Below are 26,157 nucleotides of genomic sequence, written 5' to 3'. Positions count from 1 at the left end.
AGCCTCAAGCCGCGACCGTCACCGCGCCGCGGTCGATGGCCGGAGTCAGCGTCCGGCCGACGGCGGCGGTGCTCGTGCCGCCGATGCCGCGGGCGAAGACGTACACGCGCAGCGCGGCGAAGCGGCCGATGCCCGCCAGGCCCGAGGCCGACAGGTACACGGCCTGCTCGGTCATCACGCCGGGGGATCCGGCGGTGGCGTGCAGGGCGAGCATGGCGGCGGTGGTGAACAGGTAGCTGACCGCGGCGGTGCCGCTGGACTGGAGGTGCATGCGCCAGCCGCGGCGGTCGCTGCGGAACGTCATGCGGCTGTGCAGTTCGTTGGCGGCGATCGTGGACACGACGGTGACCGCGGCGTTGGCGATCGCCAGCGATATGGAGAAGTACGCGGTGAGCACCACCAGGACGCCGCTCGCCGCGATGCCGGTGCCGCCGCCGAAGACCACGAAGCGGACGAACGAGGCGACGGGGCCGGTGCCGGTGGCGGCGGTGCGGATCGCGCTGCGGCTGGTCTTCACGTACGGCTCCTCGTCCCCGGACGGACCCTGTCGTCCGCCATGCCCCAAACCTAGAAACCCAGGGCCGCCGGGCCCATGGGGCCGGCAGCCGAACCGACGTGGGGCCAGCCCCACCTTTGCGGTGGGGGACTGCCCGCCATGCCGTCCGTCCCGGACGACTCTACGAGCCATCTAGGAAAGGTCCGTTCCGCTATGCCTCCGGAATTGCTCCGGCCGGCGATCCGGCACGTGACCCGGCTTCCTCTCTTGCAGACCGCGGCGAGGCCGCGAACTCATCGGTGTGGCATAGCAGGACAACAAAGAACCCCCGGACGGGAATCCCGTCCGGGGGTGTGTTCCGCGCCACTGCCCGAGGCGGCCGGGCGCGGCCTGAGGGGCTGTCAGGGGCTGCGAGGGGCTGTCAGGGGCTGGGCGGATCGCGGTAGTACCGCTGCTCGTACACGTCCGCCCCGGAGCGGGAGCGGCGGCGCAGCGCGGTCGCCACGATCCCGGCGAGCAGGCCGACCGCGCCGCCCGCCATGAGGATGGTGCCGAGGACGTCGAGGTTCACCCACGTCGGGTCCCAGGTGATGGCGTATTTGAGGATCGCGCCGAGGATGATCAGGGCGAGTCCGCCGGCGATGGTCATGGCACTCCAGCCGCAAAGCATAGGCAGCAGCAAGCGCATATCAACGCCAATACGTTGATATGACACTTGATCAGTCACTGCCACTTTGTCCGGGCATGGGAGGTACGGCAACCGCAGGCGTGCGACGCCGCCCGATCGGCCGAACGCGCCGCTTGCTCCGACGGCCGCGGGACTCCACCCACTTCGCGAGTCCGGACAGCAGCATGCACATGCCGATGTAGATCGGCGCGATGACCATGACGACGGGGATGAACGGCAGGCTGTAGTCGAGGTTCGTGGCGATCTGCTTGCCCGCGTAGAGGAACTCCTCGTAGGAGATGAGGAAGCCCAGCGAGGTGTCCTTCAGCGCCACGACGAGCTGGCTGATGATCGCCGGCAGCATCGTGCGGACGCCCTGCGGGATGAGCACGTGGCTCATCACCTGGGTCTTGCGCATGCCCAGCGCGTACGCCGCCTCGCCTTGGCCGCGCGGCACCGCGTGCACGCCCGCCCGGAACACCTCGGCGAGGACCGAGCCGTTGTACAGCGTCAGTCCGCTGATCAGTGCCCACTGCGGTTCGACCTTGAGCGCGATGAAGATGAAGAAGATCATCACCAGTACCGGCATCGCCCGGAAGAACTCGACGACCACCGTCGACGCCCACCGGATCACCCGGTGGTCGGACAGCCGACCCGCCGCGAACACCGCGCCGAACACCAGCGACAGCACCGCCGCCCACGCGAACGCCTTCAGCGTGTGCTGGAGGCCCCGCCACAGCAGCTCCTGGATGCCGACGTAGGTGAACGGGCTCCACTTCTCGGCGGCGAACTGCCCGGTGTCGACCAGCTTGTAGACGATCCACGCGACGATCCCCGCGAGGACCAGCGACGCGAGGGCGCCGTACAGGCGGTGGCGCCGCAGTGCGGCCGGTCCCGGCTGGTCGTAGAGCGCGCTGCTCACCGGACCACCTCCCAATGCTTCTCCATGATCCGGAACACGAGGCTGATGGAGAGCGTGATGATCAGGTAGCCCACGGCGATCCAGACGAACGTCCACACGATGTTGAAGCCCAGTTCGTTGAGCGTGCGGTAGGTGCCCAGGAGTTCGACGACGCTGAACGACCCGGCGATCGCCGAGTTCTTCGCCAGCGCGATGAGCGTCGACCCGAGCGGCGGCAGCACCGACCGGAACGCCTGCGGCAGCACGATCACGCCGAGCGTCTGCCCGAACGACAGGCCCAGGCTGCGTGCCGCCTCGCCCTGCCCGGTCGGCACGGTGTTGATGCCGGACCGCACCGCCTCGCAGATGAACGCGGACGTGTAGCAGCCGAGCGTGAGGACCGCGAACAGGAAGAACGGCAGCACGATGCCGAACCGCGGCAGCCCCAGCACGACGGCGAAGAACAGCAGCGTCAGCGGCGTGTTCCGCAGGATGTTGACCCACGTGGCGCCGAACAGCCGCATCGGCGCGATCGGCGACACCCGGCACGCCGCCACGAGCACCCCCAGCAGCAGCGCGAGCGCGGACGACGCCGCGGTGAGTTCGACGGTGCCGACGAAGCCTTCCCAGTACGTGTGCCAGTTTTCGGTGAGAACGTTCATCGCTTCCGCTTTCTCGGCGTGACTCGGCGGGACCCGGCGTTTCTCGGCGCCCGGCCGGCTAGTAGCGGTCGATCGGCGGGGGAGCGGGCGCGGGGACGCCGGACAGGCCGAGCGTGGCGTCGTACGCGGCCTTCCAGTTCCCGTTCTGCTCGTTGTGCGCGATCGCGTCGTCGATGGCCAGCCGGAACGCCCGGTCGCCGCGCGGCACGCCGATGCCGTACGGCTCCTCCGAGAACAGCGGTCCGGCGAGCTTGAGCTGGTCCGGCACCTTGGCCGCGTAGCCCTTGAGGATCGTGTCGTCGGTGCTGACCGCGGCGACCTGGTAGCTGATCAGGTTGTCGACGCACACCGAGTAGCTGTCGTAGCCGACCAGCTCGACTTGCGGATAGTCCTTCTGCAGCCGCTGGTACGGCGTCGACCCGGCCACCGAGCAGACCTTCTTGCCTTTCAGGTCCTGGATGCCGTTGATGTGCTTCTCGTCGGTGCGTACCAGCAGGCCCTGTCCGGCCATGTAGTACGGCCCGGCGAACCCGACGACCTTCTTGCGGTTGTCGTTGATCGTGTAGGTGCCCGCGTAGTAGTCGACCTGGCCGTTCTGGATGGCCGTCTCGCGGTTCGCCGACGTGATCGTCTTGAACTCGATGCGGTCGGCGGGGAACCCGAGGTCGGCGGCGATCATCTTGGCGATCTCGACGTCGAAGCCCGAGTAGTAGCCGGTCGCGGGGTCCTGCTGCGCGACGTACGGCTGGTCGGCCTTGGTGCCGACGACCAGGTGGCCGCGGGCTTTCGCGGCCCGCCACGTCGGCGAGTCGGGCACGTTCGCGGCGTCGTTGACGGTGTACGTCGGCAGGTGCCCCTGGTTGGGGCCCTTGGGCGGCGGCGTCCCGGAGCGGCCGCACGCGGCGGCGGGCAGCACGGCGAGCGCGGCCAGCAGGCATGCGGCGGCGCGCCGTACCGCCCGCCGCGGGGGAGTCGTGGGCATGCGGAACGTCTCCCTCAGTGGTGCAGGATCTTCGACAGGAAGTCGCGGGCCCGCGCGGTGTTCGGCGACTCGAAGAACTCGGCGGGCTTGCGCGCCTCGACGATCTGCCCGTCGGCCATGAACACGACCCGGTTCGCGGCGGACCGGGCGAACCCCATCTCGTGGGTGACGACGATCATCGTCATGCCCTCCGCGGCGAGCGACCGCATGACCTCCAGGACCTCGTTGATCATCTCGGGGTCGAGCGCGGACGTCGGCTCGTCGAACAGCATCAGCTTCGGATCCATCGCCAGCGACCGCGCGATCGCCACCCGCTGCTGCTGCCCGCCGGACAGCTGCGCGGGGAACTTGCCCGCCTGGTCGGCCAGCCCCACCCGGTCCAGCAGTGCCCGGGCCCGCCGCTCGGCCTCGTCCCGGCGCATCTTCCGCACCCGCAGCGGGGCGAGGGTGACGTTGTCGAGCACGGTCTTGTGCGCGAACAGGTTGAACGACTGGAACACCATGCCCACTTCGGCACGCAGCTTGGCCAGCCCGCGGCCTTCCTCCGGCAGCGGCCGGCCGGCGACCGTGATGGTGCCGGACTCGATGGTCTCCAGTCGGTTGATGGTCCGGCACAGCGTCGACTTGCCGGAGCCGGACGGGCCGATGAGGACCACCACCTCGCCCTCGTCGACGGTGAGATCGATGTCGCGCAGCACGTGCAGCGACCCAAAGTGCTTGTTGACGCCCTGCATCACGACCAGCGGGCCGCCGGAAGCGGCCGGGTCCGGGGGCGTCGGGGCGGTTGGTGCGTCGGTCACACCCGCCACCCTGCCCGGGTGCCGCGCCGCCCGAGGGCGCGCCGCCGGGGCGGCACCCGGACGAGCGACACCCCCTCACCCGTCCGGCTCAGCGTCGCTCACGCGTCTTTGCGGGTGAACCGCATCCAGCCCAGGATCAGCAGCACCGCGATCTCCGCGCAGAACACCCCGAAACCGGTCCACGGCCCCAACTGGTCGCTGTGGTACTGGTGCGCGACCGTCACCTGGGACCCCGCGTTGCCCGGCATCAGCTTCGCCACCCAGTCGCCCCACGTGCCGGGCAGCAGCCCGACCAGCGACCCGATCACGAAGATCATCCCGAGGCCGACGGTGATCGCGCCCGCGGTGTGCCGCATCAGCAGCGCCAGCGCGAACCCGAACAGCCCCAGCACCGCCAGGTACAGGCCGTTGCCGATCAGCGCGCGCACGACGCCGTCCTGGCTCAGCGGGACCCCGATGTCCTTCGCGTCCAGGAACGCGTTGCCCGCGAAGTAGCCGAGGAACGCCACGATCGTGCCGATCACGAACAGCATCGCCGCGAGCACCAGCGCCTTGGCGACCAGCACCGTCGTCCGCCGCGGCATCGCCGTCAGCGTCGCCCGGATCATCCCCGTCGCATACTCCGACGACATCACCAGGACACCCAGTACCAGCGCCGCGACCTGCCCGAACACCACGCCGACGGAGATCAGCTCGTCCGGGTGGGTGTCCCGCTCCGAACCGTTCGCGATTGAATTCGCGGACAACGCGCAGAACAACACGGTCAGGCCGATGCTCACCACGGCCAGCGCGACCAGCGTCCAGAACGTCGACCGCACCGTACGGATCTTGATCCACTCGGCGTTCAGGAACGCCCCGAACCCGATCCGCCCCTCCGGCTGGGCGTCGCCCTCCGGCAGCAATACCTCGGTCGTCATCACACGCCCCCCTGCCCGCGCCCGGCATCGCCCGCCCGCCGCGGCGGACCCCACCCCGGCGGCGCCTGCGTCTCCCGCGGCGCCTGCGTCGACGGCCCGGGGGCCGGCGCGGCTCCTTCCCCGTCGCCGTCGTGCGGCGGATGCGCGGGAGTGTGGATGCCCGGCACCCCCGCGTGGTACTCGACGCTCTCCGCCGTCAACCGCATGAACGCCTCCTCCAGCGACGACTGCACCAGCGTCAGTTCGTGCAGCCACAAACCCGCCTGGCCGGCCGCGTCGCCGACCCGCGCGGTGTCCGGCCCGTCGACCCGCAGCGCCCCGTCCGGCAGCGCCGCGACCTCCCAGCCGAACTCGCGCAGGACGGTCTCCAGCCGGTCCTGCTGCGGAGAGCGCACCCGCACGTAGTTCGTGGAGTTCTGGTCGATGAACGACCGCATGTCGGTGTCCGCGAGAATGCGGCCGCGGCCGATCACCACCAGATGGTCGGCGGTCACCGCCATCTCGCTCATCAGGTGGCTGGAAACGAACACCGTCCGGCCTTCCGCGGCGAGCTGCTTCATCAGCGTGCGGATCCACAGGATGCCCTCGGGGTCGAGCCCGTTGACCGGCTCGTCGAACATCAGCACCCCGGGGTCGCCCAGCAGCGCCGCGGCAATCCCCAGCCGCTGCCCCATGCCCAGGGAGAAGCCCCGGGCCGGCTTCCGCGCGACCTCCCGCAGCCCGACCATGTCGATCACCTCGTCCACCCGGCGGCGCGGCAGCCGGTTCGACGCGGCCATCCACAGCAGGTGGTTGTACGCCGTCCGGCCGCCGTGCATCGCCTTCGCGTCGAGCAGCGCACCGACCTCGCGCAGCGGCGCCGACAAGCCCGCGTACTGGCGGCCGTTGACCGTCACCGTGCCCGACGTCGGCCGGTCCAGCCCGAGGATCATCCGCATCGTCGTCGACTTGCCCGCCCCGTTCGGGCCCAGGAAGCCGGTCACGGTACCCGCCGGGACGGCGAAGTCGACGTGGTCGACGGCCGTTTTGTCGCCGTACTTTTTGGTCAGTCCTTGCGCGACGATCATGCGTCTACCTTGCGTTCGGCCGCCCGTTTGCGCCATCAGGCGCGCGGCACACGGCCGCGATCCGAGGACCGTTCGGATGACGCACAGTCAGACCCCCACGGCGGCGCGTGACGCCCCGTCAGCGGGCCGCCGGGGGTATCCGGCAGACTGTCGCCTGTGAACTCCGCTCCCACCGGTAGTCCGTCACCGTCCGTGCATGATGCGCCTTCTTCGCGTCCTCTGCCCCCTCCGCCCGGCTCGCACCCGGGGACGGTGCTCGTCCTCGGCGGCCGCAGCGAGATCGGCGTCGCCGTCGCCGAACGGCTCGCCCGGCGCGGCGCCCGCCGCATCGTCCTCGCCGCCCGGCGCAGCGCCGAACTCGACGCCGAAGAGGCCGCGCTCCGCGCCGCGGGCGCCACCGACGTGGCGCGCGAGGAGTTCGACGCCGACGACACCGGCGGGCACGCCGCCTTCCTCGACCGGATCGCCGCCGCGTACGGCCCCCTCGACGTGGTCGTCACCGCCTTCGGCATCCTCGGCGACCAGGCGCTCGCCGAAGCCGACGCCGAACACGCACTCGCCATCGTGCACACCGACTACGTCGCGCACGTCGGCATCCTCACCCGGCTGGCCGCCCGGCTCCGGGAGCAAGGCCACGGGCGGCTCGTGGTCTTCTCGTCGGTCGCCGGCGTCCGGGTCCGCCGCGCCAACTACGTCTACGGCTCCGCCAAGGCCGGGCTCGACGGCTTCGCGAGCGGACTCGCCGACGCGCTCGCCGGCAGCGGCGTCCATTTGCTGCTGGTGCGTCCCGGGTTCGTCGTCGGGCGCATGACCGAGGGCATGACCCCGGCACCCCTGTCCAGCACGCCCGACCAGGTCGCCGACGCGACCGTCAAGGCCCTCCTGCGCGGCAAGGGCGAGGTCTGGGTGCCCGCGGCTCTGCGCCCGGTATTCGCGGGAATGCGCATGATGCCCAGACCGCTGTGGCGGAGGCTCCCACGCTGACCGGTCGGCTTCCGGGCGTCTTCGGTTGCCGAGCGCACACCGGCCCGGACCCGGCGTCGCACGCACCCGCGCGTGATGTTGGGATAGGACCGTCGAACCAGGGCGAGCACGCGGTCGCCGACCGCGGCCCGCCCGCAGCACGGCTGTACGACCGCACCGTACGACTGCACCGCAGTCGCGTTCGAGAGGGGAATCCGGCATGGCCGACGGACATTACGACGTGGTGGTCCTGGGAGCGGGCCCGGGCGGCTACGTCGCCGCGATCCGCGCGACGCAGCTCGGGCTGCGCACCGCGATCGTGGAGGAGAAGTACTGGGGAGGCGTCTGCCTCAACGTCGGCTGTATCCCCTCCAAGGCGCTGCTGCGCAGTGCCGAGCTGGCGCACATCGTCACGCACGAGGCCAAGGGCTTCGGCATCGAGATCGAAGGGCCCGTCAACCTCAACTACGGCGAGGCGTTCACGCGCAGCCGGCGGGTCGCGGACGGCCGCGTCAAGGGCGTCCACTACCTGATGAAGAAGAACGCGATCACGCAGTACAACGGCCGCGGCACGTTCCTCGACGACCACACCCTCCGGGTCGCCGAGGCGGACGGCGGGTCGTCGACGGTCACGTTCGACAACTGCATCATCGCGGTCGGCGCGACGACCCGGCTGCTGCCGGGCACGCAGCTGTCGCACCGGGTGCGGACGTACGAGGAGCAGATCCTCGCGGACAAACTGCCGGCCAGCATCGTCATCGTGGGCGCGGGCGCGATCGGCGTCGAGTTCGCGTACGTGATGAACAGCTTCGGCGTGGCGGTCACCGTCGTCGAGTTCCTCGACCGCATGGTGCCGCTCGAGGACGAGGACGTCTCCGCGGAACTCGCCCGCCGCTACCGCAAGCTCGGCATCACCGTGATGACGTCGACCGGCGTGCAGTCGATCGAGGAGACCGGGGCCGGCGTGCGGGTGACCGTCGCCGACAAGGAGGGCCGGACGCAGGTCCTCGAAGCCGAGCAGGTCCTCCAGGCGATCGGCTTCCAGCCGCGGGTGTCGGGCTACGGGCTGGAGAACACCGGCGTCGCCCTCACCGAGCGCGGCGCGATCGACATCGACGCGTACTGCCGCACCAACGTGCCGCACATCTTCGCGATCGGCGACGTGACGGCGAAGCTCATGCTCGCGCACACCGCCGAGGCGATGGGCGTGGTGGCATCCGAGACCATCGGCGGCGCGGAGACCATGCCCGTCGAGTACGTGATGGTCCCGCGCGCGACGTACTGCCAGCCGCAGATCGCCAGCTTCGGCCTGACCGAGGCCCAGGCCCGCGAGCAGGGCTACGACGTCAAGGTCGCCAAGTTCCCGTTCACCGCCAACGCGAAGGCCCACGGGCTCGGCGAGGCCGTCGGCTTCGTCAAGATCCTCAGCGACGCGAAGTACGGCGAACTGCTGGGCGCCCACCTCATCGGCCCCGAGGTCACCGAACTCCTGCCGGAACTGACCCTGGCGCAGCAGTGGGACCTGACCGTGCACGAGATCGCCCGAAACGTGCACGCACACCCGACACTCGGCGAGGCGGTCAAGGAAGCCGTCCACGGGCTGGCGGGGCACATGATCAATATGTGACTTGCAGGGCCCCTGACCTGCGGAAACGTGCTCCTGAACCCCTAGCGGGGCACATCCAGGGCACTTCGGGTTTCCTCGGCGCCGTCGGCTGCGTCCTCAAACGCGCGGTCGACGGCTGCCCGAGCCCGAGCCCGGCTCGACGGAATCAGGTGCGTGTAGGTCCGCAGCGTGAACGCCGGATCCTCATGCCCCAAGTAGTCCGCCAGGGTCCGGATGCTCTCGCCTGCGTCGAGCAGCACGCTCGCGTAGGTGTGGCGCAACGCGTGCATCCCGAACTGGCGAGAGTCCGACGTCCGGCCCAACCCTTCACGGGCTCGCTCCTCGTCGGTGCGCCGTCGCTGCACCACCTTGGCGGTGGTCACCTCGGCGTCGAGCAGCGCCCGTATCCATGTCTTGTTGAACGACATCCGGCGCAGGGCCTCACCGGATTCGGTGGTGGTGATCAACCGAACGGTTACTTCCTTGCCGTCCGGCTTCGCCCACGGCAACGTCACCTCGACCGCCGGAACCTTGCTCAGTTGGAGACTCAGCCGATTCGCGACCTCTTCAGGCAGCGGCACCGTGCGGGTCTTGCCGCCCTTCGGGAGGGCGAACACCAACTTGCCTTCGACGATCTTCACCTGACGGCGCACATGCATTTCGCGCCTCAGGAAGTCGACGTCGTCAACGGCAAGGCCGAACGCCTCACCCTGCCGAAGCCCACAGCCGAACGCTTCCACCGGCAATGACCGGTATCGCTCCGGAAGAGCCTCCGTCACCGCCAAGACGTCTGCCACCGGCCACGGCTGCGCCTTCCGCCGCGATAGCGTCGGCGGCTTCACCACCTTGGACCGGCACGGATTCTTCGTCACAACGCCGTCCTCAACAGCGATGTTGAAGATCGATGACAGCGTGCTCAGGATGTCCCGGATCGTCGAAGGGCCCAAGCCCGAGGCGTCCATTCGTTTCACGACTTGCTGAATCGTGGACGGCCTGACCGCCCGCATCTCCATGTCGCCGAACGCCGGAATGATGTGCGCCTCGACGTGGCCGGTCCAGATGCGGACCGTCGTCGGGTCGTTCGTCAGACCGGCCAGGAACGCCCGAGCCCTTGATTCGACGGTGACCTTCCCCGCACCCGGGGCGACGAACGTCTGCCTATCAAGCTCGGTCTTGATCTCCGCAGCGCGGGACTCGGCGGCCGGATAGGTCGCAAAGTTCTCCTTGGGCTGCTCGCCGTTGAGCCGGTAGCGGACTTGCCAACGCTTCCCCTTCATGTGCTGGGAGCCGGGCACGAGCTTCTTTGTCTTGGTGCTGTGCTCGCGGCACGGTTCCGCGCCGTCAGGAGGTCTTGACAGATGCCACCGGTCGTATATCTGGACCATGGTCGTTCACTCTTTTCGATGCTCTGCCCCCTGGCTGGGGGAGAGCGCAAACCTTACGAGGCGTCCTCGACGTCCACGTACTGGGAGTCCTCCCACTTGAGGACGTCGGCGAGCCGGTAGCGGACATGCCGGCCGACCTTCATGTACCGGGGCCCCGTGTGGCGGTAGTTCCACTGATAGACGGTGTCCACCGGAACCTGCTCGCGCTTCGCGAGATCCTCGACCGACAGATGCTTGTCGCACATGCGCCGCTGACCTCTCACTCGTCCCGGCGGATCTGGTAGCCGCCTGTCATATTTCGTTCAGCGAACGAGTCAGGGTCGGTGTGGAACACCTGGCCCCGCACGCCGCTCGGGGCAGCTCGTCCCGCCAGAACGCGAAGAACTGCACACGTCCCAGCGAGTCCGGCTCCGAGCCAGGCGCGATCCTGACGACGATCTCGCCTGGCTCAATCTCAGTCACCGCCGGAACAGAGGGCGCTGCGAAACGCGCGGCGCGCCCCATCCCGTAGTAACTGGCCATGGCTACCCGGCCACCAGAGCCGCAAGCGCGGTTTCGTCGGCCTTCTGCGTGCGGCCGTCGATCGCGGCCATCATCGACCGTTCGGCGCGCTCGCCGCCCCGAACCGGGGCTTCGTGCTGCCGGTAGGTGTTGACGGCCTGCCACGCCCCGAATGCGGTGCCCCGCCAGGGAGCCACCCGCTCGTCGTCGCGCCACATGCGCTTCAGCGCGGCTTGCTTGTTCAGGGCGATCGTCTCGCCGCGGGACGTCTTCGCGTCCCTCGGGACGGGCGCGAACTGCTGCTCCACGAAGTCGAAGAACTCGCGGTCGGAAACCGCGGTAGCAGTCAGCCGCGCGACCTCGGCTGCGAAGTCGTCAGCGGCTTCGTGCACGATCGCCAGAGCTTCGCGCGCATCCGAGATGCGGCCCATGCTGTTCCGCGAATGCCGCACCCGGAATTCCTGGCCGTCTTCGCGGAGCGACGCGCCGAGCGTGTTGTCACAGACGACGTTCGTCACGACCCGCTTGTACGTGGTCGCCACGGAGCCGTCAAAGCTCGTCGCCGCGACCAGGTTCGGGCGGAACACCACACCCTCGGGCATGGTGATGGAGTCGGGCACCTCGACGGACACCCACGCGACCGCGCCGCCGCGGAGCAGGCCAGCCGAACCGATGCCGAGGTCGGCATCCAGCAGCGTGGCCACGTTGTCGATGAGCCATTCGCCGTACTGGTGCGGCTGGTAGCCGTCCTTGAACACGCCGAGCGCTTCGGCGTTGTCGGAGCGGACGATGACCTTGCGGCCCGCGGCCTGCCGGATCTCGTCGTCGTACTCGTAGTACATCGGGGACTCGACGGCCGTCCACGCGAACAGGCGCTCATGGACGACGCTCACCGGGACCGCGCCCGGGTAGTGGTTGTTGTCGCCTTCGCGCCAGTGCCACGCGTGGCCGCGCTTCTCGGTGAAGCCGATCAGGGTGTTGTCGGACAGCCAAGTCAGGGTTTCAGCGGACATCGTTCTTGCCGATCACTCGCGGGTCGTTTTGCTTCGGTCTCAGCGGCTAGGGCGGAGGTACACGGCCCGCGCGGACTCCCCGGGGCCGGCCGCGTCCTGCTCGATACGCCACAGCGGACTCTCGTCGTTCCACTCCGGATCCCTGACGAGCATCACAGTCGCGTCGGGAGGCAGCGTTGCGAGCGCCTCAATGAGCTGCTTCACGGTCGTCATGGTCTTGCCGATCACTTGCGGGTCTTGGTCTTGCGATGGAAGCCCCGGCAGGAATCGAACCTGCCTTAACCCGCCGCCCTAACAGTGCACCTTCGGGCTTGAGGGGCCGGTGATCACTCCGGCATGTCCAAACGGGGCCATGTGCGCGGGCCCGTGGGCCTTTCCCTTGCGGGTCGGCGTGCGCGCTCTGCCGTGCCGTCCACGCTCACCGCGGGGCCGGGATGTTGGAGTGGAGGAGTTCGCCGAGCGTCGGCGGCTCGTGCCGCGAGTCGTGGTAGGCGACCGTAGGCGCCGCCAGATCCTCGGGAGACTCTTCGATGTGGTGCCGCGTCACGTACGGGGCGGCTTGCCCGTCGACGTACGACGCGATGTAGTCCTCGGCGACCAGCGTGGTGGTCATGGCATTTCACTTCTTCAAGGGACGGTCGCGGAACAGGTCCGCGATGTGGTGGGTGCGCAGGTTCTCGGCGCCCATGAGCGCCCATTCGACGGTCGCGTGATCGTCGTCGGGCATCTCCCGGATAACTCCGAAGCTGCTTGTCGGGTGGTCGATGTGCCTGACGTAGTCATCGACTTGGAGGTCGGTCATCGTTCTCGGTCCTTCGGCAGCACGACCGGTTCGGGGGTCATCCAGTGGATGCCGCGCCGCGAACCACCGATCGTGATCGGAGGCATCGACTCCATGTAGTCGATGCACTCGGCGCAGTACGGGGCTTCCGGGTGCGCCGGGCCGCCGCAGCTCTCGCAGCGACCCGCCGGGGTGGTGGCGTTCATGTCAGCCCCAACAGGCTTTGCAGAGTTCGCCATTTTGCGCGAAGCCAGACGGGCGGATGTTGCTCGGCGAGCCGCCGGAGAGAGTTCCGGTGTGCCCGCATGCGGTGGTGTAGTCGGTGAAGATCACGCCGTGCGCGTTGGTCCACTCGCCGTAGCTGGACGCCTTGTGCACTTGCATGCCGTGGGAAACCAGAGGTCCGGTGACGCGGAGCGGCGCGCGGCCCTGGGGATGGTTTCGCATCGTTCTCATCTTCTTGGGTTGTGACTTGGCTCGGTCATCGGCGTCTCGACGGCGCACCGGCTTCTCGGACGGTGCGTCATCGAGATACGGATCACCTCTTGCTCATGCGGCGAGACCGTGGTGTTTGGCGATCTCGTGGACGGGCCCACGTACCAGGCGAACGGTCTTGCGGCCCGCGACCAACGCCGCCCGGTAGCCGTCGAGGTCGAGAGGGGTCGGGTCGGCGACCACCAGGAGACCGGCCATGTACCCGGCGAGCACCGGGCGGTCGCAGGCCTGGCAGATCCGGGCCGTCGCGGGCGTGGTGATCAGATGCTCATGCGGCACGCACTCTCCCGGGGGACATGGCCCGACTCAGCGCACGCAGCTCTTGACGGAGCGTGCACCAGGGCGTGAGGGTCGTAGAACTCTGCGGAACACACGAGCCTCGGGGGCGACAGTGGGTCTACGGTTCATCGGGAAAGATTCGGGCACGGACGGGGCGAACTGCCCCACCGCCTGGGTCGACGAAGACGCGCAAGAAATCCTCATCCAAGGCTGGAAGGCCGAAGAAGCCACGCTCGCCGAGTGCCGCGAAACGGGGCCGATTCCGGACACCGAAGCAGTGATCCGGGTGCCCTTCCGCATGGCCGACGTCATCCGAAAGGCATGTGATGCTGCGGAACGCCCCGCCGTTTGAAGAACTGCTGGCCGGGTGCCGTAAGCAGGCGCTGCACCTCGAACTGCGGGACTCCTACACGGACCCCTACGAGGCCCAGCGCATCGCGGACTGGAAGGCGGGCGTGCGGCACACCGCCGACAGCCCGCGCGAGCTGTGGTGGCATCCCTGGCTCGACCTGGTGCAGGAAACCGTTGCCCGCGGCGTCGCCGTGCGCCGGGCCCGGGTCGTCTCCGAACCGGTCAGCGAATACACGCACGCTTTGTACGACCGGACGTTCGCCAACGTCTACGCAGGCGAAGACGTCCGGTGGCTGTCGCGGCGCAAGACGTCCGACATCGGCATGCCCGGGAACGACTTCTGGCTGTTCGACGACACGATCGTCAGGTTCGGGTACTTCGCCGGAGACGGCACGTACCTAGGCGACGAAGTCGACGACGACCCCGCGGTGCTGCGGCTCTGTGCCCGCGCCTTCGACGAAGTCTGGGACCGGGCGACACCGCACGCGGAGTACCGGATCTGACAAGCCGCACCGTCGATGCCGCGTTCGCCATCATCAACCGTCCAAGCCGCACGCAACGAGCTGGGAGTCCGGCTCCGCGAGCTGCGTAAAGAAGCACCGCTGTCCGGCCGCGAGCTTGCCCGGCTCGAAAACGGCGAGACCCTGCCGTCCGTCGACGACATCCGGATCTGGTGCCGGGTGTGCGGCGCCGACCACCAGGCCGAAGACCTGATCGCGGCGACCCGCACCGTCGACTCCATGTACGTGCAGTGGAAGCGGGTACAGCGGACCGGGCTCCGGCGACTCCAAGAGTCGTACGTCCCGTTGTTCGAGCGGACTCAGAGCTTCCGCGTCTACAGCTCGAATGTGGTGCCCGGCCTGCTTCAGACCGAGGGCTACGCGACCGCGCTGCTGACGGACATCACCGAGTTCCGCGGCACGGTCAACGACGTGCTGGCCGCCGTCGAAGCCCGCATGGAGCGCTCCCGCGTGCTCCGGCAGGGACGCCGCAGGTTCGCGTTCCTCATCGAAGAGTCCGTGCTGCGGCACCGGGTCGGCGACGACGACGCCATGGCCGACCAGCTCGGCTACCTGCTGTCCGCGATGGCGTTCCCCACCGTCTCGATTGGCGTGATCCCGCTCGCCGCGCCGCGGCACATGTGGGTCGTCGAAACATTCTCGATCTACGACGCCGAACAGGCGCAGGTCGAAACGCTGACGGCAGCGGTGACGATGACGGCCCCCGGAGAGGTCGCCGTGTATGCGAAAGCCTTCGCCGAGCTGGGCAAGGTCGCCGTGTACGGCCAACGCGCCCGGTCGCTCGTCGCGGCCGCCGTCGACTCTCTCGGGTGAGCCGCGTGGAATTCCGTGGAACACGGTGGAGCTGAATTGAGCCTGGTTCCTAGCGTGGTTGTCGGAAGCCGCGGCAACCTCGGGGAGCCTCCACGATGGTCCACCACCTGATGACCCTGCGCACGTTCGGTGTGCTCCCCGACGGCCAAGCGCTCCCACCTTCGGAAGTCACGGAAGTCTCGCGCCGGTCGGCGCCGGATCTACCGCCGGAGCGCCTCGGGGCGTGGCCGCCGTGTCGTTGCCCGAGGGCGAGAAGAGGTCAGGGTGCGTGCCCGGCAGTGACCGGGGCGGGACGGGGAGGGGCCGACGATGGCGACCTTTGAGCAGTTGGCGAGGCTGGCGGACGCGGAGACGTATGCGGCGCTCGTCCGGCATCGGGTCGAGCATCCGATCGTCCATCTGCCTGGCGGTGGGATTGGCGTTGTTGAGGAGCGTTCCGAGAATGGCTCGGCGACGATCCGCGCGCATAGTGACGGGCGGCTGATCGTCTTGCCGTGGTGGCTGCTGCGCCCGGTCGACGATCGGGACGATCGGTGATCGTTCGACCACGCAAAGGACCGGTCACGCTGTGTTGACGGGGGTGGCTCTCTGTGGACAGTCCCTCAAGGGGCTCCGGGACAGGGATTTGGGGTGAATGAAGAGAAGAAGAAGATATATATCTATCTACCTCTATCTATGTCTCTCCGTGACTGAGGGATACGGAGGGTAATTGCTCTCTCACTGTCACACTCCGTGTCTACGCCGTGAGCAATCCCCCCAATTCCCTCATTCCCTCACAGCGGGAGAACCTGACGCATCGGGCGGGGAAACCGGCAGCGACCACAGCCGCATCGCGCCCTGCCCGGACGCCGTCGACAGGACCCCGAGCTTCTTCGCGGCCCGCTCGATCGCAGACCGCGAGTGACCGTCCTTCTGGCCGTCCCGGAGGACTTCGCCGCGCATCGCCTGGCCGCCGCCCTGCACCAGGTAGACGCGCACGAAATCGACGGCCTCGGCGAGCGCCGTCTTTCCGCCTTCGCGCGGGCCCTCGGCGAGCATGTCGGAGACCGTGCGGTCGGTCTTCCCGAGCCACACGATCTTCGACGTCTGGATGGTGTCGGGGTCGAGCGGGTCGCCGAGCCATTCGGTCGCGATGCCGTACTTGAACGACGGCAGGTCGAGCCGCCCGAGGTTGTTCTTCTCCTGGCTCAGGACGATCGAGCCGTCGTCGGCGTCGGGGTCGCGCATGGCACCCATCACGGACCGTGACACGTTGGCCATCTCCGAGGAGCCCATGATCGCGTCGAGGAGGTTCGTCGTCAGCGCCTTCTTCGTGTGGGCGAGCCCGACGAAAGCGCCTTCAGACTGCTCGGCGGTCTTGCGGATGCGTTCGAGGGCGCCGCGCATCTCGTCCTGGTCGATCTTCTTCGCGGTCAGGTTCGACGACAGCGGGTCGAGGAACACCACGGGCGCGCCGAAGTGCTTGACGGCTTCGTGGAGCCGTTCGCAGTCGAGCGGCAGCATGACCCGGTCCCAGCGGCCGCCGATGTTCGCGCGGACGCGGTGTACGCGGGAGAGGTCGGCGCCGGCCGCGAGGAGCCGCGGCACCACCGTGTACTCCAAGGAGTCTTCGTTGACGACGTACAAGACGTCGCGGGGCTCCCCGAAGTACTCGCCCTTCATCTGGCCGGTCGTGATCCACGCACACCATTCAGCGAGCAGCGTGGACTTCCCGATGCCGCCCTTCCCGGCCACTAGGGTGAGTTCGCCGACGGGTATGCGGTCCTTCCACAGCCAGCGCACGCGCTTCGGGGTGACGCTGGACATGGGCGCGATGTCGAGCTGGCGGACGACGGCGATTTCGGTCTGCTGGGGTTCCGCCACTCGATCAGCGTTCCCTTCGTGTCCCCGTTGAATGATTGCGAATTTTGGGGGGATATCGGCTGGATAGTCCCATTATTTAATTTCGCTGTTGTCGAGGATAAAAGATGGGGGCTTGTGGTGTTATTCCTCTCTACCCTTGAACTCCTATGGGCGGGGCGCGTAGCCTGAAATGATCGGTTGGTCGTCAAAGATTTCGGGGGAAGTCAATGAAGAAACGACTCTTCGGTATCACGCGCACGGCGTGGGCCATCGCGCTTTCTTTCGCGGCTATAGCCACTTCGAGCGGATCGGCAGGCGCGGCCCCAGTAACCGATAACATGTTTCCGACGCTTAATTATGGTTGGCCCTGCCAAGATGGGGTGATCGGTGGCACGATTTGCCAGACCGATAACCGCGACCTGACTGGTGCAATTGATCAGCAAGCGGATCCCATAATAGGCTATACTGGATTCCTTGCTGCAATCCAAGACTTGAATGACAATTCAGTTTTGGATTTCACCGGAGAACTTCCTGTCTATGAAGGTGATGCAGAAACGGATATCATCTTTCAGACGGGGCCTCTCGACGAGGGCGTCGCCGGGCAAACGTGGTGTGATGACGCCGTCACTCCCCTTAAGTGCGATCAGCATTACGTCCGATTCAATACGAACTACCCGAGTCAATATTTGACATGCCACGAAATGGGGCACGCGGTCGGCCTCATGCACGGTCCAGAGGCGTACCCTGCGCTCGACATCAACGATGCGCGCCTTGCCTGCATGAATTACACCTGGAACGATCAATGGTATGGGTATAGCAACATAGACATTATCAATGCGACATACTGACGGGGGTGGCGGAAGTGGATTCCCTTCGCCAATTTTTCAGGTTTGCAATCATATTGGCCGCCGGTCTGGCAATGACCGCATGCAGCCAGGCGCCGGGTGATCGAAACAGCGTCGAAACGGCACAGGCGGCGCTGCTCATTCCGGCATCGGAGCCGTCGGACTGGGTCAGCTATGGTGATCACGTGCTCGTCGTCACCGTTTCCGAGGAGCGTGAGCTGCCCGATACCCAGGTCGCGTCGCGACATGAGGGCCTGATTATGCGCGACCTCAGGTTGACTGTGAGGGAAGTCCTTTGGAGCCGTGCGGGTGCTGACGCGGCGCCGCAAACAATGCAGGCAACGGCGTCCGGATGGATCGTGCGAAAAGGAAAGCGCACCGCGTTTACTAGCGAGGGCATGCCGCGCTTGGAAGTTGGGTCGACGTACATTACGGCCGTTTACCGGGACCATACGGACAAAGGCGGTGACGGCTGGTCGTCTTTCTCGACGATTCCCTACGAGCAGCAGCAGATAGGCAAGGGGGACAATTCCGGCGGAAAGCTGATGGCTCAGGGGGTCTTGTCTAAGACTGCTGGCCAACCTGCGGCCGCAATATCTCAGCTGCTCAGCACCACTTCTCCGGACCCAATTAGCATCAAGTACAGTGGCTTGGACGGGCCCGAGCGCTATCGGGCGACCATGGCCGAGAAGTTCCCGGTCGCCGTACCTCGGACACAGGGTCCAATTACGGTGACTATTCCAACGGCGGCACCCTAATTTTCGCCACAATGCCTCTCGGTGCGCGGACGCAGTAAAGAGGTCTAACGGCCGCCTGGGAGGGACACGGATTCTTCCCGGGCGGTCAGGACGCAGCCCCGCAGGTTCGCTGAAGGGCGAAGTAGGTGGCGTAAGGTCACCGTTTGACCCGGCCGCGAACTGCCAGAGCTGCCAGGGCAAGCAGCACCGGCTCGGTGAATCGACTGAGCATTTCGATGTAGGTGCCTGCGGCGGTGAGGTTCTGGCCGCTGGATCGGAAGACGACGCTGTTGACGACGACGCGCGCGGCCTTTTCGGTGCGCTGTTCGGTGAAGCGGCTGCCGTACGAGCCGTGCAGCTCGGGGTCGGGGTTGTCGGTGACGAGGTCGACGCGTTGGCCGGCGGCGGGGAGCGTGCCGGTGGTGTGGGGTTTGGGGTCGTGCGTGGGGAGGCCCCACAGCATCATCGCGAGCACCGTGGCGGTCATGGCGGCGAGTAGCCATCCGAGGGCCCGGGAGGCACGCAGGCCGTAGCCGGACAGGAGCCAGTAGCCGGTGATGAGCGCACGTTCTCCGAACGGGCGCCGCTTGTCGTGACGCCGCATCTCCATCTCGCCGTAGTAGAAGTCCGCGGCGTCCGGCTCGTTCTTGGCATCTTCAAACGCCTTGCGCAGCGCCCGGTAGAGGGGGGCCACGTCGTGCGGACCGGGAGTTAGATCCTGGTCAGGATGATCGGGGCCGTCCGTCCAACCGCGTGGCGGGGCCGGGTTGTTTGGGCTCAGCGCACGCCAGTGGTGCTCCTCGGCGAGGGTCCGGCGTCGAGTCAGGCGGGCGGGAACCCCGGAGCGCAGCCGCCAGCCGACCGGCGGCTCTGAGAAAACCGTGTCGCCCTCGAGACGGATCTGGTCTAGATGGAAGGCGCCAGCGAAGCGGCAGCCGGTCAGGTCAGTGTCAGTCAGCACCAAGTGCATAGCATCTACCCCGCGCAACGACTCCACACGGATCGTGGGTGATCCCGACAGGCCGGGTTCTGCGATTGGCCTGGGCCCACCCCCTGCCCACCGTGTGAAAGGAACAGCGTGAGCGGTGACAGCAAGCGGTTGAGTGAGGACCGCGTCGGTCAGGTCGAGCGCTGCGTAACGCAAGCGCAGGGTTGCCGTTTGTTCCCACCGGGTTCGGATGCAGACCACACGCGTCGCCGCGACCTCGACGGTTAGCGCCGCACGAAACGTTGCCCCAGACAAGTTCAGCCTCTGACACACCATCGGTCCGAGCGCAACCGTCTGGGTGAACGTCGCACGGCGGAACAGAATGTCTCCGAACGTGGCGCCGACAAAGTCGATATCGCTGGCGAAGGTTGCACCGTCGAAGTCGGCTTCAGCATTGAATGTTGAGTTCGGAAACCGGGCGTTTCCATTGAAGGTTGCGTCACCGAACCAAGCGATATCGGCGAATGTTGCGCAATCAAAAAAGGCCAAGTCTTCGAAGGTGGCCTTCGGAAACCGGGCATCGTCGACGAACGTTACGCTTTCGAAGCAAGCGTCGCCGTTGAACCTCGCGCCGCGGAACTCAGCGATGCCAGTGAACCTCGCGCCCTCAAATCGACCGTCAAGCGCGAACGTTGCATCGCGGAAATCAGCCCCGCGGTTGAACGTCGCACCTTCGAATATGGCGTCTCCCGCGAACGCCACGTCTGGGAACCATACGTTTCCGGCGAACGTCACCTCAGCGAACGCAGCTTGCCCATTGAACCTCGCGCCGCGGAACTCGATGGTTTCCGTGAACACCGCGCCGCTGAAGTCGGCCTCACCGATCTCGGGCGTGGCGGCTCCGGGGTTGGAAAGAGCGTCCAGGAGGTCGTCCAGGTCCGTGCGAGCGAGGGTTGTGCCGCGGTGGTCGACGTCGTCACCGGGTGCCAGTCCAGCGAGATAGGACGCGCGGTCGGCGGCCGTTAGGTGCGCAAGGCAATGCGTATGGGGGTCGACGCGGCGGCCTTGGCAGCCGACAGGGTCAGTCGGGCTTGTGCCCAGTCCACAGTGCGGCCATAAGGGCGGCACCGGGGCGGGGCCGGCTTGCGTGGTCATACCGGGACAGACGATGGCGGTCATCAAGACGGTTGCGGTGGCGCTGGATTGACGGACTCATCTTGCCGCCCGCCCGCACTTCTTGCAGAGCGGGCAGTCGGGCGGCGTGGTCGTATTCGTTTTGGCTGCCGGTGCCGAGCCAGAGGCAGGGCCAGGCGGGTTCGCGGCCGCATCGCGCGGACGCGTACGAGTTGGGGGAGTCGAAGGGCGCGAGGAGGTGCGAGGCAGTGCTGTCCGGCCCCGTGTAGACGCGCGTGTCGGGTTCGGTCATGGTTCGGGTTCGTGCCTTTCGCGGTTTTGTAGAAGCCCAGGCGCATACGTCCTGAGGATCTGCGTGGCCCAAGCGACTTGGTCCTCAACGCGGCCACCGGTCGGGTGGCCTGTTGTCCAAAGCTCAAGGTTTTCGGGCAGGTTGTCGTCTCGGATGCCGTTCCTGTGATGGACCTCTTCGCCGGGAAGCAGGGAGCGGCCAAGCAGCGATTCCATGACGAGGATGTGTTCTCGCACCCGGCCCGTGTACCTGCCAGCTCGCGGGTGCCCAGGGGCCGTCACGAGGGCATAGCCGTCACTGAAGGTCCATTCGACTCGCTCGCGTCGGAGGCAGCCGCAGCTCTTATGGCGGCCGCGCAGCAGGTTGCCGGTGATCGCGACAGTAGTTGATCCGCAGTCGCATTGGCATTCCCAGCGGACGTTTCGCTTGCCGTCGTGCACGCGTCTGATGACGAGGAGCCGAGCGAAGCGCTGGCCAGCGAGATCGTGCATCAACTGTCGGCCGACCGCGCTTGTTCGAGGCGGTCGATCTCGCGTTGCACGTACCAGGCGGCCTTTTTGAGGTCTTCGATCTCGGGTCCCTTGGACCCGGCGCGCCAAAGGTACTTCAACGCGTTGCCCTGGCAGAAGCTCATCGTCTCCGCGATGACGATGCATTCCACCGGGTGCTGGTTGTAGTGGCTGGGGTGGTTCACCGCGTCGGCGACGACCGAGCGGCGGCGTTGCGCGGCTTCACGAAGCGCTTCGTTCGGCTCGCCGGCCTCTCCGTCTTCGTCGACAGCCGGACGGATGACCCGACGGCGCCAGTCGAGCTTGTTGTTGCGCGCTTCGTAGGCGTCGAAGACGTCCCATTCGTAGTCGCGGGTGACGCCGTCGGTGCCCTTGTGTCGGCCTTCGTGATCAGGCCCGAGACCGCATCCGACGACGGTCCCGCTCATGAACGTGTACGTCGCGAAGCAGCGGGCCATGCCCATTCCTGGTGACTCCTCGTCGTCGGGGCAGTCGTCGTTGCATTCGAAGCCGGGATGGTTCCGCTTCTCGCAGGGTGCGAGGCGTTCGGTGAAGCTGCCGAGGTCGTGGGTTTCGCCGCGTCGGACTTGCTCGATGCCCGCGGTGAGGCGGGCGTTGAGCGCTGTTTCGTTGCGCGCCCCGTGGTCGTGTCCGACGTCATTGCACCAAGCGCAGAGGCACTGTTCGCCGTCGTCGGATGTGCACTTCGGGCAGAGGCAGTCACAGTGCCTCGATTCGGCGGTGAAGCCTGCGTAGTGGTCGCTCGGCTCACCGCAGGTCGGCTTGTCGTCGCTCATCCGTCGTCGTCTTTCGTGCTGCGGCCGTAGACGCGGAACACCTCGGCGGATTGGACGCCGGGTAGGCCGCCGAGGTGTTCGTTGAGGCGCTGGGCGACTTCGGCGCGGGAGGGCCGGTCGCCGCCCCCGCTGTTGCGCCAGGCCTCACGGTCGATGTCGACGCGGACGAGCACGTTGTACGAGTAGATGTCAGGCATCGGGACGTACGGCCTTTCTGTGGAGCGTGGTGACGGGTGCGTGCGCACGTGCCGGAGACGCAGGGAGAAGCTGATGATTTGCGCAATTTTGCGCGAATTTTGATACGCATTTTGCCGCGCAAAATGGATGGTTTGAAACCAACTGTTTTGCGCAAAGGCTCGCTGAGCCTCCTACCGTGGGCGCAAAGACGCCATCGCGATGGGGAGAGATTCGTTGATCAGGAAAAAGGCAATTGGTTGCCTTGCGGCAACGTTAACCATGATCTCTGGCGCAGTTATGGCAGCGCCCTCAGCCCAGGCTCAACCCCAAAAATGGTCCCAGACCATCACGACCTACGACGAGGTTGTCCCGCCGCCAGTCGGAAGCACAATTGACCGCGCGACGCTGCTCCAGAGCTTCGGGCTAAGCTCCAAAGTTCGACCGCAGTCAGCCACCACAGAGGATGAAATCTCAGTTAAGCGAAAGCAGCTGGGAGAATTCGTTATCGTCGACCCGGCCGAACAGGAGCCGCCTCCCGTAGCGTCGACTCTTGACGACGACCTAGAGAAATGCAAGACGGCTCCCGGGGCTGCCGATGACGGCGGGGAGTACGGAAATACTTGGAACTGGTGCCATCGAATCAACGGCATCTCGGTCTGGGGCGTGGGTAACCAGGTAAAGGGAACGCTCACCTGGACGCAGGTTACTACAGCCAGAGTGCAAGGCGGATCACGAGACTTTGGAGTTAAGTTCACTGCGTACAATTTCAAGCCGTCGGGGGATTTCAACGTTAACTCGCGTCTTGAGACCGGCCTCGTGCTCGACAACGGAACCGGCGGTGAGTGCCAAATTCAGGACAGTCAGAACCCTGCCGTCTTGACCGTCAGCGAGTGGTCGAATCCATCGGGATACGCGACCTGGAACGTTAAGTGTCCCGAGACTGGCGACTTCATCGAATTGCGGAACATGACTGGCGTGAATATTGCCACGATTACCCCGGATGCGCCAAATGCGGAGTGGGCGTGGGGCGCGGCGAATACGGTGCGACAGGACTCCGCTCCATACTTCTCGCAGAAGCTCGCGTCGTCCTTCCCGCTGGTCTACAAAGTGTTCCCGCACCGCGTTACGGGCACCGACTACAACGCGGTCTCACAGCACATCAAGGAGTTTTACGACGCCTATCCCAGTGCGCCCGGAAACTTCAACACGCTTGTCAGCGACGAGGCTTCGGCGTTCCCCTTGGAACGTAACTACGCAGCATGGAACGACGAGGCCGGCCAAGTGGAACGCGGTAACACGAACGCGAAGAATCGCGAATGTGCGCTGCTTCCGCCGCATCAACCGGGCGAGGAATGCGACGAATTCCCGTTCAATTCCACCCGCGAGGGTGGAAATTCCGGAGGGGACTTTTCCGTAAAATATATACCCGGGGGTGAGAACAGCAAAGGTGGCTTCTACCTGGCCGACTGTTACCTGAAGGCCCGGACCCTGCACCTGGACCCGTTCTACGTCTGGGCTTACTAAGCTCCAGAATTGGGGCCCCGCGCTGGCCATGGGGCGCGGGGCCCCAACTTCAAGATTCGCAAAAGTGAATATTGTATTTCTCTCCGGGGGTGCCCGCACTGTCAACCATTTTGCGTCGATATACGTGCATGGAATATCGCGATCGACTGTTGAGGGTGATTTTCACGTCTGTGGGCCCGGAGAGTAGAGTCCACGCCCGGACTTCCCCTGACGTAGTTTGGTACTCCTGTTCTCCTAAAAATTCCCACTCTGCGTCGTAGTCTCCCGGAGGCTCGTGCATCAGTTCCACGTGCGCGTCATGTTCCTGAATCCCGCTAACGATGACCGCGCCGCCAAGGCCGGTGCGGAATCCGTAGCGTGGCAGCTCGATGTGAATCCATGGCACTAATGGATTAATTTCATCATCTTCGATCCCAAAGATCGAGTATTCAACTTTCACCTTATCGTGGTTTTTCGTAGGCAATTAATTCTCCTCGTGACTCTTGTCGTATACACGACCATCTTCCCCCATTCAAGCGTGTCGCGGCACCCCGGGTTCGCTGAGCCGGTCGAAGCAGATGGCGTAGCCGACCAGGTCCACGATGGAGTCCCCGGTGGCCGGGCGTTGCGGCGAGCCGCGACATTTTGAGTCCGGCCATCATCAGGGCCACGTCTTCGGGGGCGATGGGCTCGCGGAGCTTCGCCGAGAGGTAACCGGACCAGATGCCGGCCGTCCGCTGGAAGTCGCTCCGCGGGTGCCCGTACACCTGCTGCCGGGCCCCGTTGCGCACGAGCTGCTGCGCTTCCAGCTCGATCGGCTGCGCGGCGGCATCTGCTGCTGCGCTGAGGACTTGGAGCCCGAGGTTGCGCGCGATGGCGTGTTCAAGGCGGGCGCCGTTGGAGTTCTGCCAGCCTTCGAGCATGAAAATCGCGATCACGTGCGGGTCTACAAGCTCGGTGAGGTCGGCCCGTATGTACTCGTCGTAGTCGCGGTCTGTGTCGCCGTCAAAGTGGCGCGCGGGATTCGTGACGTCCCAGCCGCGCTCCTTCAGCCGCTCCTCGGCCCGGTGGAACGCTGGGTAGTTGTGCTCCGGTATGCCTGTCATGGGGCCGTAAACCGGAGATGTAGATCTTGCCCATCTCCCTGCATCACCTTCCCTTCTTGCTTTTGTAGCTCTGTATGCGTTCCTGTTCGCAGACCCCGCAACGCGGACGAGGGTTCTTGATGCCCCGGAAGACGCGCGTCTGCGACATGAGATGCCGTCCCGAGCGGCAGCGCTCGAAGGGAGGCGGCCCGAACACTCCATTGCCGCGCCGGTAGTTCTCCTCATGAGTGACCGGTTCGAGGTGCTCAGGGTTCACGCACGGCCGTACTCGGCAGACGTGGTCGATCTGCAACCCGTCAGGTATCGGCCCTACGAAGAGTTCGTAGGCGACCCGGTGCGCTTCCTCGCTGCGCCCCTGGAACCAGAAGCGCCCGTAGCCCTTCCGGTTGGTGCTGCCGGTCCACAACCAGTGGCCGTCTTTGAGTTCGACGAAGGAGCGCAGCCGGGCCTTGTCGTCCGGATGCTTAGCCGGCACCGCCACCCCACTCCGTGGTGTTGAGGGTGGTGCTCCACGTCGAGAACCGGCCGGGCCATGTGATGCGGACTTCGGCGGTGTCGAGGGCGGCAGCGATGTCGCGTCGGGCGTCGCCGGTGTCGTCGAATTCAGCGAACTAGGTGTCGAGTTGCTGCTGCCAGTCGATGGCGTTGAGCGCGGCGATGACGATGTGCGCGGCCGCGGGCCGCCGTTCGGCGCTGCTCACAGGGCCTCGGCGAGCTTCTCGGCGAGGGCGGCGTACGCACGCGAGAGGGCGAGGGCTTCGCCGAGCGCCGGATTGTGCGGGTCGCCGGGGGCGCGCTTGGACGAGCCGGTGACGCGGATGGTCTCGCCGAAGTAGCCGCCGCGGTGCAGAGTGACCTCGGCGACGGTGGCGTTCCGGTCCGCGAGGATGCGGTGCGTCGGCGAGACGGGGATGCCGACGGGGTACGGGGTCAGGTCGTAGGCGAGCGTGATGGTCTCGGGAAGCTTTGCCATGGTGCGGGTCTCCTTTAGACGTCATCTCATTTGGCTCGGTAGCCTGGGCTGGTGTCGATGGTTGAGCGTTTGGTGCCGGACGAGTTGTACGAGCTGTTCGAGCGGGTGGTTCCT

The 26,157-nt window shown here is 66.4% G+C and carries 35 protein-coding genes; 9 read left to right on the top strand and 26 right to left on the bottom strand.

What is annotated here, in order from left to right:
• Positions 1-4: 4 nt before the first annotated feature.
• The 8 genes from ACPA54_RS15275 to ACPA54_RS15240 all read right to left on the bottom strand — a co-directional run bounded on the left by ACPA54_RS15275 (position 5) and on the right by ACPA54_RS15240 (position 6,492).
• Complete coding sequence (locus ACPA54_RS15275) at positions 5-517, bottom strand: GtrA family protein (RefSeq protein WP_423529955.1); 513 nt, start codon at positions 515-517, stop codon at positions 5-7.
• Between the two features lie 400 nt (positions 518-917).
• Complete coding sequence (locus ACPA54_RS15270) at positions 918-1,145, bottom strand: hypothetical protein (RefSeq protein ID WP_423529953.1); 228 nt, start codon at positions 1,143-1,145, stop codon at positions 918-920.
• A gap of 70 nt (positions 1,146-1,215) precedes the next feature.
• Positions 1,216-2,085, bottom strand: coding sequence for an amino acid ABC transporter permease (locus ACPA54_RS15265; protein ID WP_423529951.1), 870 nt, complete (start codon positions 2,083-2,085; stop codon positions 1,216-1,218).
• Entirely contained in the window at positions 2,082-2,726 is a 645-nt protein-coding gene (locus ACPA54_RS15260) for an amino acid ABC transporter permease (protein WP_423529949.1), read from the bottom strand. The genes ACPA54_RS15265 and ACPA54_RS15260 overlap by 4 nt, the downstream gene beginning before the upstream one ends.
• Before the next feature lie 58 nt (positions 2,727-2,784).
• On the bottom strand, positions 2,785-3,708 hold the full coding sequence (locus ACPA54_RS15255) for a glutamate ABC transporter substrate-binding protein (protein ID WP_423529947.1): 924 nt from the start codon (positions 3,706-3,708) through the stop codon (positions 2,785-2,787).
• 14 nt (positions 3,709-3,722) lie between these two features.
• Positions 3,723-4,442, bottom strand: a complete 720-nt coding sequence (locus tag ACPA54_RS15250) for an amino acid ABC transporter ATP-binding protein (RefSeq protein WP_423530593.1) — start codon at positions 4,440-4,442, stop codon at positions 3,723-3,725.
• A 164-nt stretch (positions 4,443-4,606) separates the two neighbouring features.
• The gene (locus ACPA54_RS15245) at positions 4,607-5,425 is read right to left on the bottom strand and encodes an ABC transporter permease subunit (RefSeq protein WP_423529945.1); all 819 of its coding nucleotides are present in this window, start codon (positions 5,423-5,425) and stop codon (positions 4,607-4,609) included.
• The gene (locus tag ACPA54_RS15240; RefSeq protein ID WP_423529943.1) at positions 5,425-6,492 is read right to left on the bottom strand and encodes an ABC transporter ATP-binding protein; all 1,068 of its coding nucleotides are present in this window, start codon (positions 6,490-6,492) and stop codon (positions 5,425-5,427) included. Before ACPA54_RS15240 ends, ACPA54_RS15245 begins: the two co-directional genes overlap by 1 nt.
• 252 nt (positions 6,493-6,744) lie before the next feature.
• On the opposite strand from ACPA54_RS15240, the gene dprE2 reads away from it, so the two are divergent.
• Both dprE2 and lpdA read left to right on the top strand, forming a co-directional pair.
• The gene (gene dprE2, locus ACPA54_RS15235; RefSeq protein ID WP_423529941.1) at positions 6,745-7,476 is read left to right on the top strand and encodes a decaprenylphospho-beta-D-erythro-pentofuranosid-2-ulose 2-reductase; all 732 of its coding nucleotides are present in this window, start codon (positions 6,745-6,747) and stop codon (positions 7,474-7,476) included.
• Positions 7,477-7,675: 199 nt separating this feature from the next.
• On the top strand, positions 7,676-9,082 hold the full coding sequence (lpdA, locus tag ACPA54_RS15230; protein WP_423529939.1) for a dihydrolipoyl dehydrogenase: 1,407 nt from the start codon (positions 7,676-7,678) through the stop codon (positions 9,080-9,082).
• A 41-nt stretch (positions 9,083-9,123) separates the two neighbouring features.
• On the opposite strand, the gene ACPA54_RS15225 is transcribed toward lpdA, so the two are convergent.
• From ACPA54_RS15225 to ACPA54_RS15185, 9 genes are all read right to left on the bottom strand, one after another.
• A complete protein-coding gene (locus tag ACPA54_RS15225; RefSeq protein ID WP_423529937.1) occupies positions 9,124-10,446 on the bottom strand; it encodes a tyrosine-type recombinase/integrase in 1,323 nt (440 codons plus the stop codon).
• Positions 10,447-10,499: 53 nt separating this feature from the next.
• Positions 10,500-10,691 (bottom strand): helix-turn-helix transcriptional regulator, encoded by a 192-nt coding sequence (locus tag ACPA54_RS15220; RefSeq protein WP_423529935.1) that lies wholly within the window; start codon positions 10,689-10,691, stop codon positions 10,500-10,502.
• Between the two features lie 279 nt (positions 10,692-10,970).
• On the bottom strand, positions 10,971-11,960 hold the full coding sequence (locus ACPA54_RS15215; protein ID WP_423529933.1) for a DUF932 domain-containing protein: 990 nt from the start codon (positions 11,958-11,960) through the stop codon (positions 10,971-10,973).
• A 39-nt stretch (positions 11,961-11,999) separates the two neighbouring features.
• Positions 12,000-12,164, bottom strand: coding sequence for a hypothetical protein (locus ACPA54_RS15210; protein WP_423529931.1), 165 nt, complete (start codon positions 12,162-12,164; stop codon positions 12,000-12,002).
• A gap of 214 nt (positions 12,165-12,378) precedes the next feature.
• Positions 12,379-12,573, bottom strand: coding sequence for a hypothetical protein (locus ACPA54_RS15205; RefSeq protein ID WP_423529929.1), 195 nt, complete (start codon positions 12,571-12,573; stop codon positions 12,379-12,381).
• Between the two features lie 6 nt (positions 12,574-12,579).
• On the bottom strand, positions 12,580-12,762 hold the full coding sequence (locus ACPA54_RS15200; protein WP_423529927.1) for a hypothetical protein: 183 nt from the start codon (positions 12,760-12,762) through the stop codon (positions 12,580-12,582).
• On the bottom strand, positions 12,759-12,947 hold the full coding sequence (locus ACPA54_RS15195; protein ID WP_423529925.1) for a hypothetical protein: 189 nt from the start codon (positions 12,945-12,947) through the stop codon (positions 12,759-12,761). Before ACPA54_RS15195 ends, ACPA54_RS15200 begins: the two co-directional genes overlap by 4 nt.
• A 1-nt stretch (position 12,948) precedes the next feature.
• The gene (locus ACPA54_RS15190; protein ID WP_423529924.1) at positions 12,949-13,188 is read right to left on the bottom strand and encodes a hypothetical protein; all 240 of its coding nucleotides are present in this window, start codon (positions 13,186-13,188) and stop codon (positions 12,949-12,951) included.
• A 102-nt stretch (positions 13,189-13,290) separates the two neighbouring features.
• Positions 13,291-13,515, bottom strand: coding sequence for a hypothetical protein (locus ACPA54_RS15185; RefSeq protein ID WP_423529922.1), 225 nt, complete (start codon positions 13,513-13,515; stop codon positions 13,291-13,293).
• Positions 13,516-13,627: 112 nt separating this feature from the next.
• Between ACPA54_RS15185 and ACPA54_RS15180 the strand changes: the two genes are divergently transcribed.
• The 4 genes from ACPA54_RS15180 to ACPA54_RS15165 all read left to right on the top strand — a co-directional run bounded on the left by ACPA54_RS15180 (position 13,628) and on the right by ACPA54_RS15165 (position 15,737).
• The gene (locus tag ACPA54_RS15180; RefSeq protein WP_423529920.1) at positions 13,628-13,867 is read left to right on the top strand and encodes a hypothetical protein; all 240 of its coding nucleotides are present in this window, start codon (positions 13,628-13,630) and stop codon (positions 13,865-13,867) included.
• A complete protein-coding gene (locus ACPA54_RS15175) occupies positions 13,842-14,369 on the top strand; it encodes a DUF6879 family protein (protein ID WP_423529918.1) in 528 nt (175 codons plus the stop codon). The genes ACPA54_RS15180 and ACPA54_RS15175 overlap by 26 nt, the downstream gene beginning before the upstream one ends.
• 15 nt (positions 14,370-14,384) lie before the next feature.
• Positions 14,385-15,200 carry a helix-turn-helix domain-containing protein gene (locus ACPA54_RS15170; RefSeq protein ID WP_423529916.1) on the top strand — a complete coding sequence of 272 codons (816 nt, stop codon included), beginning with the start codon at positions 14,385-14,387 and terminating at the stop codon, positions 15,198-15,200.
• 309 nt (positions 15,201-15,509) lie between these two features.
• Positions 15,510-15,737: a hypothetical protein gene (locus ACPA54_RS15165; RefSeq protein WP_423529915.1), complete on the top strand. Its 228-nt coding sequence runs from the start codon at positions 15,510-15,512 to the stop codon at positions 15,735-15,737.
• A gap of 228 nt (positions 15,738-15,965) precedes the next feature.
• On the opposite strand, the gene ACPA54_RS15160 is transcribed toward ACPA54_RS15165, so the two are convergent.
• Complete coding sequence (locus ACPA54_RS15160; protein WP_423529913.1) at positions 15,966-17,063, bottom strand: AAA family ATPase; 1,098 nt, start codon at positions 17,061-17,063, stop codon at positions 15,966-15,968.
• Between the two features lie 206 nt (positions 17,064-17,269).
• Between ACPA54_RS15160 and ACPA54_RS15155 the strand changes: the two genes are divergently transcribed.
• Entirely contained in the window at positions 17,270-17,890 is a 621-nt protein-coding gene (locus ACPA54_RS15155; RefSeq protein ID WP_423529912.1) for a hypothetical protein, read from the top strand.
• A gap of 5 nt (positions 17,891-17,895) precedes the next feature.
• A complete protein-coding gene (locus tag ACPA54_RS15150; protein WP_423529910.1) occupies positions 17,896-18,645 on the top strand; it encodes a hypothetical protein in 750 nt (249 codons plus the stop codon).
• 136 nt (positions 18,646-18,781) lie between these two features.
• On the opposite strand, the gene ACPA54_RS15145 is transcribed toward ACPA54_RS15150, so the two are convergent.
• The 4 genes from ACPA54_RS15145 to ACPA54_RS15130 form a co-directional block, all read right to left on the bottom strand.
• Positions 18,782-20,731, bottom strand: a complete 1,950-nt coding sequence (locus ACPA54_RS15145) for a pentapeptide repeat-containing protein (protein WP_423529908.1) — start codon at positions 20,729-20,731, stop codon at positions 18,782-18,784.
• Between the two features lie 243 nt (positions 20,732-20,974).
• Complete coding sequence (locus ACPA54_RS15140; protein WP_423530591.1) at positions 20,975-21,193, bottom strand: HNH endonuclease; 219 nt, start codon at positions 21,191-21,193, stop codon at positions 20,975-20,977.
• A 275-nt stretch (positions 21,194-21,468) separates the two neighbouring features.
• Complete coding sequence (locus ACPA54_RS15135) at positions 21,469-22,284, bottom strand: DUF3310 domain-containing protein (protein WP_423529906.1); 816 nt, start codon at positions 22,282-22,284, stop codon at positions 21,469-21,471.
• Complete coding sequence (locus ACPA54_RS15130) at positions 22,281-22,481, bottom strand: hypothetical protein (RefSeq protein ID WP_423529904.1); 201 nt, start codon at positions 22,479-22,481, stop codon at positions 22,281-22,283. The genes ACPA54_RS15135 and ACPA54_RS15130 overlap by 4 nt, the downstream gene beginning before the upstream one ends.
• Positions 22,482-22,695: 214 nt before the next feature.
• Between ACPA54_RS15130 and ACPA54_RS15125 the strand changes: the two genes are divergently transcribed.
• Positions 22,696-23,985, top strand: a complete 1,290-nt coding sequence (locus tag ACPA54_RS15125; protein WP_423529902.1) for a NucA/NucB deoxyribonuclease domain-containing protein — start codon at positions 22,696-22,698, stop codon at positions 23,983-23,985.
• 49 nt (positions 23,986-24,034) lie between these two features.
• Here the strand turns inward: ACPA54_RS15125 and ACPA54_RS15120 are convergent, their stop codons facing one another.
• The 4 genes from ACPA54_RS15120 to ACPA54_RS15105 form a co-directional block, all read right to left on the bottom strand.
• Positions 24,035-24,424, bottom strand: a complete 390-nt coding sequence (locus tag ACPA54_RS15120) for a hypothetical protein (RefSeq protein ID WP_423529900.1) — start codon at positions 24,422-24,424, stop codon at positions 24,035-24,037.
• 1 nt (position 24,425) lies between these two features.
• Entirely contained in the window at positions 24,426-25,070 is a 645-nt protein-coding gene (locus ACPA54_RS15115; RefSeq protein WP_423529898.1) for a DUF4406 domain-containing protein, read from the bottom strand.
• Between the two features lie 43 nt (positions 25,071-25,113).
• A complete protein-coding gene (locus tag ACPA54_RS15110) occupies positions 25,114-25,545 on the bottom strand; it encodes an HNH endonuclease signature motif containing protein (RefSeq protein ID WP_423529896.1) in 432 nt (143 codons plus the stop codon).
• Between the two features lie 222 nt (positions 25,546-25,767).
• Positions 25,768-26,043, bottom strand: a complete 276-nt coding sequence (locus ACPA54_RS15105; protein ID WP_423529894.1) for a dsRBD fold-containing protein — start codon at positions 26,041-26,043, stop codon at positions 25,768-25,770.
• Positions 26,044-26,157: the final 114 nt, after the last annotated feature.

The organism is Uniformispora flossi, from assembly GCF_049534875.1.
Lineage (GTDB): Bacteria > Actinomycetota > Actinomycetes > Streptomycetales > Streptomycetaceae > Yinghuangia > Yinghuangia aomiensis.
Note: the sequence above shows the minus strand (reverse complement) of the source record. Positions and strands in the feature narration are given on the sequence as shown.

Bases quoted from the DNA above. Each gene is read 5' to 3' on its own strand.
- ACPA54_RS15260 (WP_423529949.1), bottom strand. From the start codon at position 2,726: ATGAACGTTCTCACCGAAAACTGGCACACGTACTGGGAAGGCTTCGTC.
- ACPA54_RS15225 (WP_423529937.1), bottom strand. From the start codon at position 10,446: ATGGTCCAGATATACGACCGGTGGCATCTGTCAAGACCTCCTGACGGC.
- ACPA54_RS15145 (WP_423529908.1), bottom strand. From the start codon at position 20,731: ATGACCGCCATCGTCTGTCCCGGTATGACCACGCAAGCCGGCCCCGCC.
- ACPA54_RS15220 (WP_423529935.1), bottom strand. From the start codon at position 10,691: ATGTGCGACAAGCATCTGTCGGTCGAGGATCTCGCGAAGCGCGAGCAG.
- ACPA54_RS15205 (WP_423529929.1), bottom strand. From the start codon at position 12,573: ATGACCACCACGCTGGTCGCCGAGGACTACATCGCGTCGTACGTCGAC.
- ACPA54_RS15250 (WP_423530593.1), bottom strand. From the start codon at position 4,442: ATGCAGGGCGTCAACAAGCACTTTGGGTCGCTGCACGTGCTGCGCGAC.
- ACPA54_RS15115 (WP_423529898.1), bottom strand. From the start codon at position 25,070: ATGACAGGCATACCGGAGCACAACTACCCAGCGTTCCACCGGGCCGAG.
- ACPA54_RS15170 (WP_423529916.1), top strand. From the start codon at position 14,385: ATGCCGCGTTCGCCATCATCAACCGTCCAAGCCGCACGCAACGAGCTG.
- ACPA54_RS15135 (WP_423529906.1), bottom strand. From the start codon at position 22,284: ATGAGCGACGACAAGCCGACCTGCGGTGAGCCGAGCGACCACTACGCA.
- ACPA54_RS15215 (WP_423529933.1), bottom strand. From the start codon at position 11,960: ATGTCCGCTGAAACCCTGACTTGGCTGTCCGACAACACCCTGATCGGC.
- ACPA54_RS15105 (WP_423529894.1), bottom strand. From the start codon at position 26,043: ATGGCAAAGCTTCCCGAGACCATCACGCTCGCCTACGACCTGACCCCG.
- ACPA54_RS15175 (WP_423529918.1), top strand. From the start codon at position 13,842: ATGCTGCGGAACGCCCCGCCGTTTGAAGAACTGCTGGCCGGGTGCCGT.
- ACPA54_RS15245 (WP_423529945.1), bottom strand. From the start codon at position 5,425: ATGACGACCGAGGTATTGCTGCCGGAGGGCGACGCCCAGCCGGAGGGG.
- ACPA54_RS15165 (WP_423529915.1), top strand. From the start codon at position 15,510: ATGGCGACCTTTGAGCAGTTGGCGAGGCTGGCGGACGCGGAGACGTAT.
- ACPA54_RS15130 (WP_423529904.1), bottom strand. From the start codon at position 22,481: ATGCCTGACATCTACTCGTACAACGTGCTCGTCCGCGTCGACATCGAC.
- ACPA54_RS15200 (WP_423529927.1), bottom strand. From the start codon at position 12,762: ATGACCGACCTCCAAGTCGATGACTACGTCAGGCACATCGACCACCCG.
- ACPA54_RS15155 (WP_423529912.1), top strand. From the start codon at position 17,270: ATGAAGAAACGACTCTTCGGTATCACGCGCACGGCGTGGGCCATCGCG.
- ACPA54_RS15195 (WP_423529925.1), bottom strand. From the start codon at position 12,947: ATGAACGCCACCACCCCGGCGGGTCGCTGCGAGAGCTGCGGCGGCCCG.
- ACPA54_RS15255 (WP_423529947.1), bottom strand. From the start codon at position 3,708: ATGCCCACGACTCCCCCGCGGCGGGCGGTACGGCGCGCCGCCGCATGC.
- ACPA54_RS15240 (WP_423529943.1), bottom strand. From the start codon at position 6,492: ATGATCGTCGCGCAAGGACTGACCAAAAAGTACGGCGACAAAACGGCC.
- ACPA54_RS15190 (WP_423529924.1), bottom strand. From the start codon at position 13,188: ATGCGAAACCATCCCCAGGGCCGCGCGCCGCTCCGCGTCACCGGACCT.
- ACPA54_RS15140 (WP_423530591.1), bottom strand. From the start codon at position 21,193: ATGGAATCGCTGCTTGGCCGCTCCCTGCTTCCCGGCGAAGAGGTCCAT.
- ACPA54_RS15270 (WP_423529953.1), bottom strand. From the start codon at position 1,145: ATGACCATCGCCGGCGGACTCGCCCTGATCATCCTCGGCGCGATCCTC.
- lpdA (WP_423529939.1), top strand. From the start codon at position 7,676: ATGGCCGACGGACATTACGACGTGGTGGTCCTGGGAGCGGGCCCGGGC.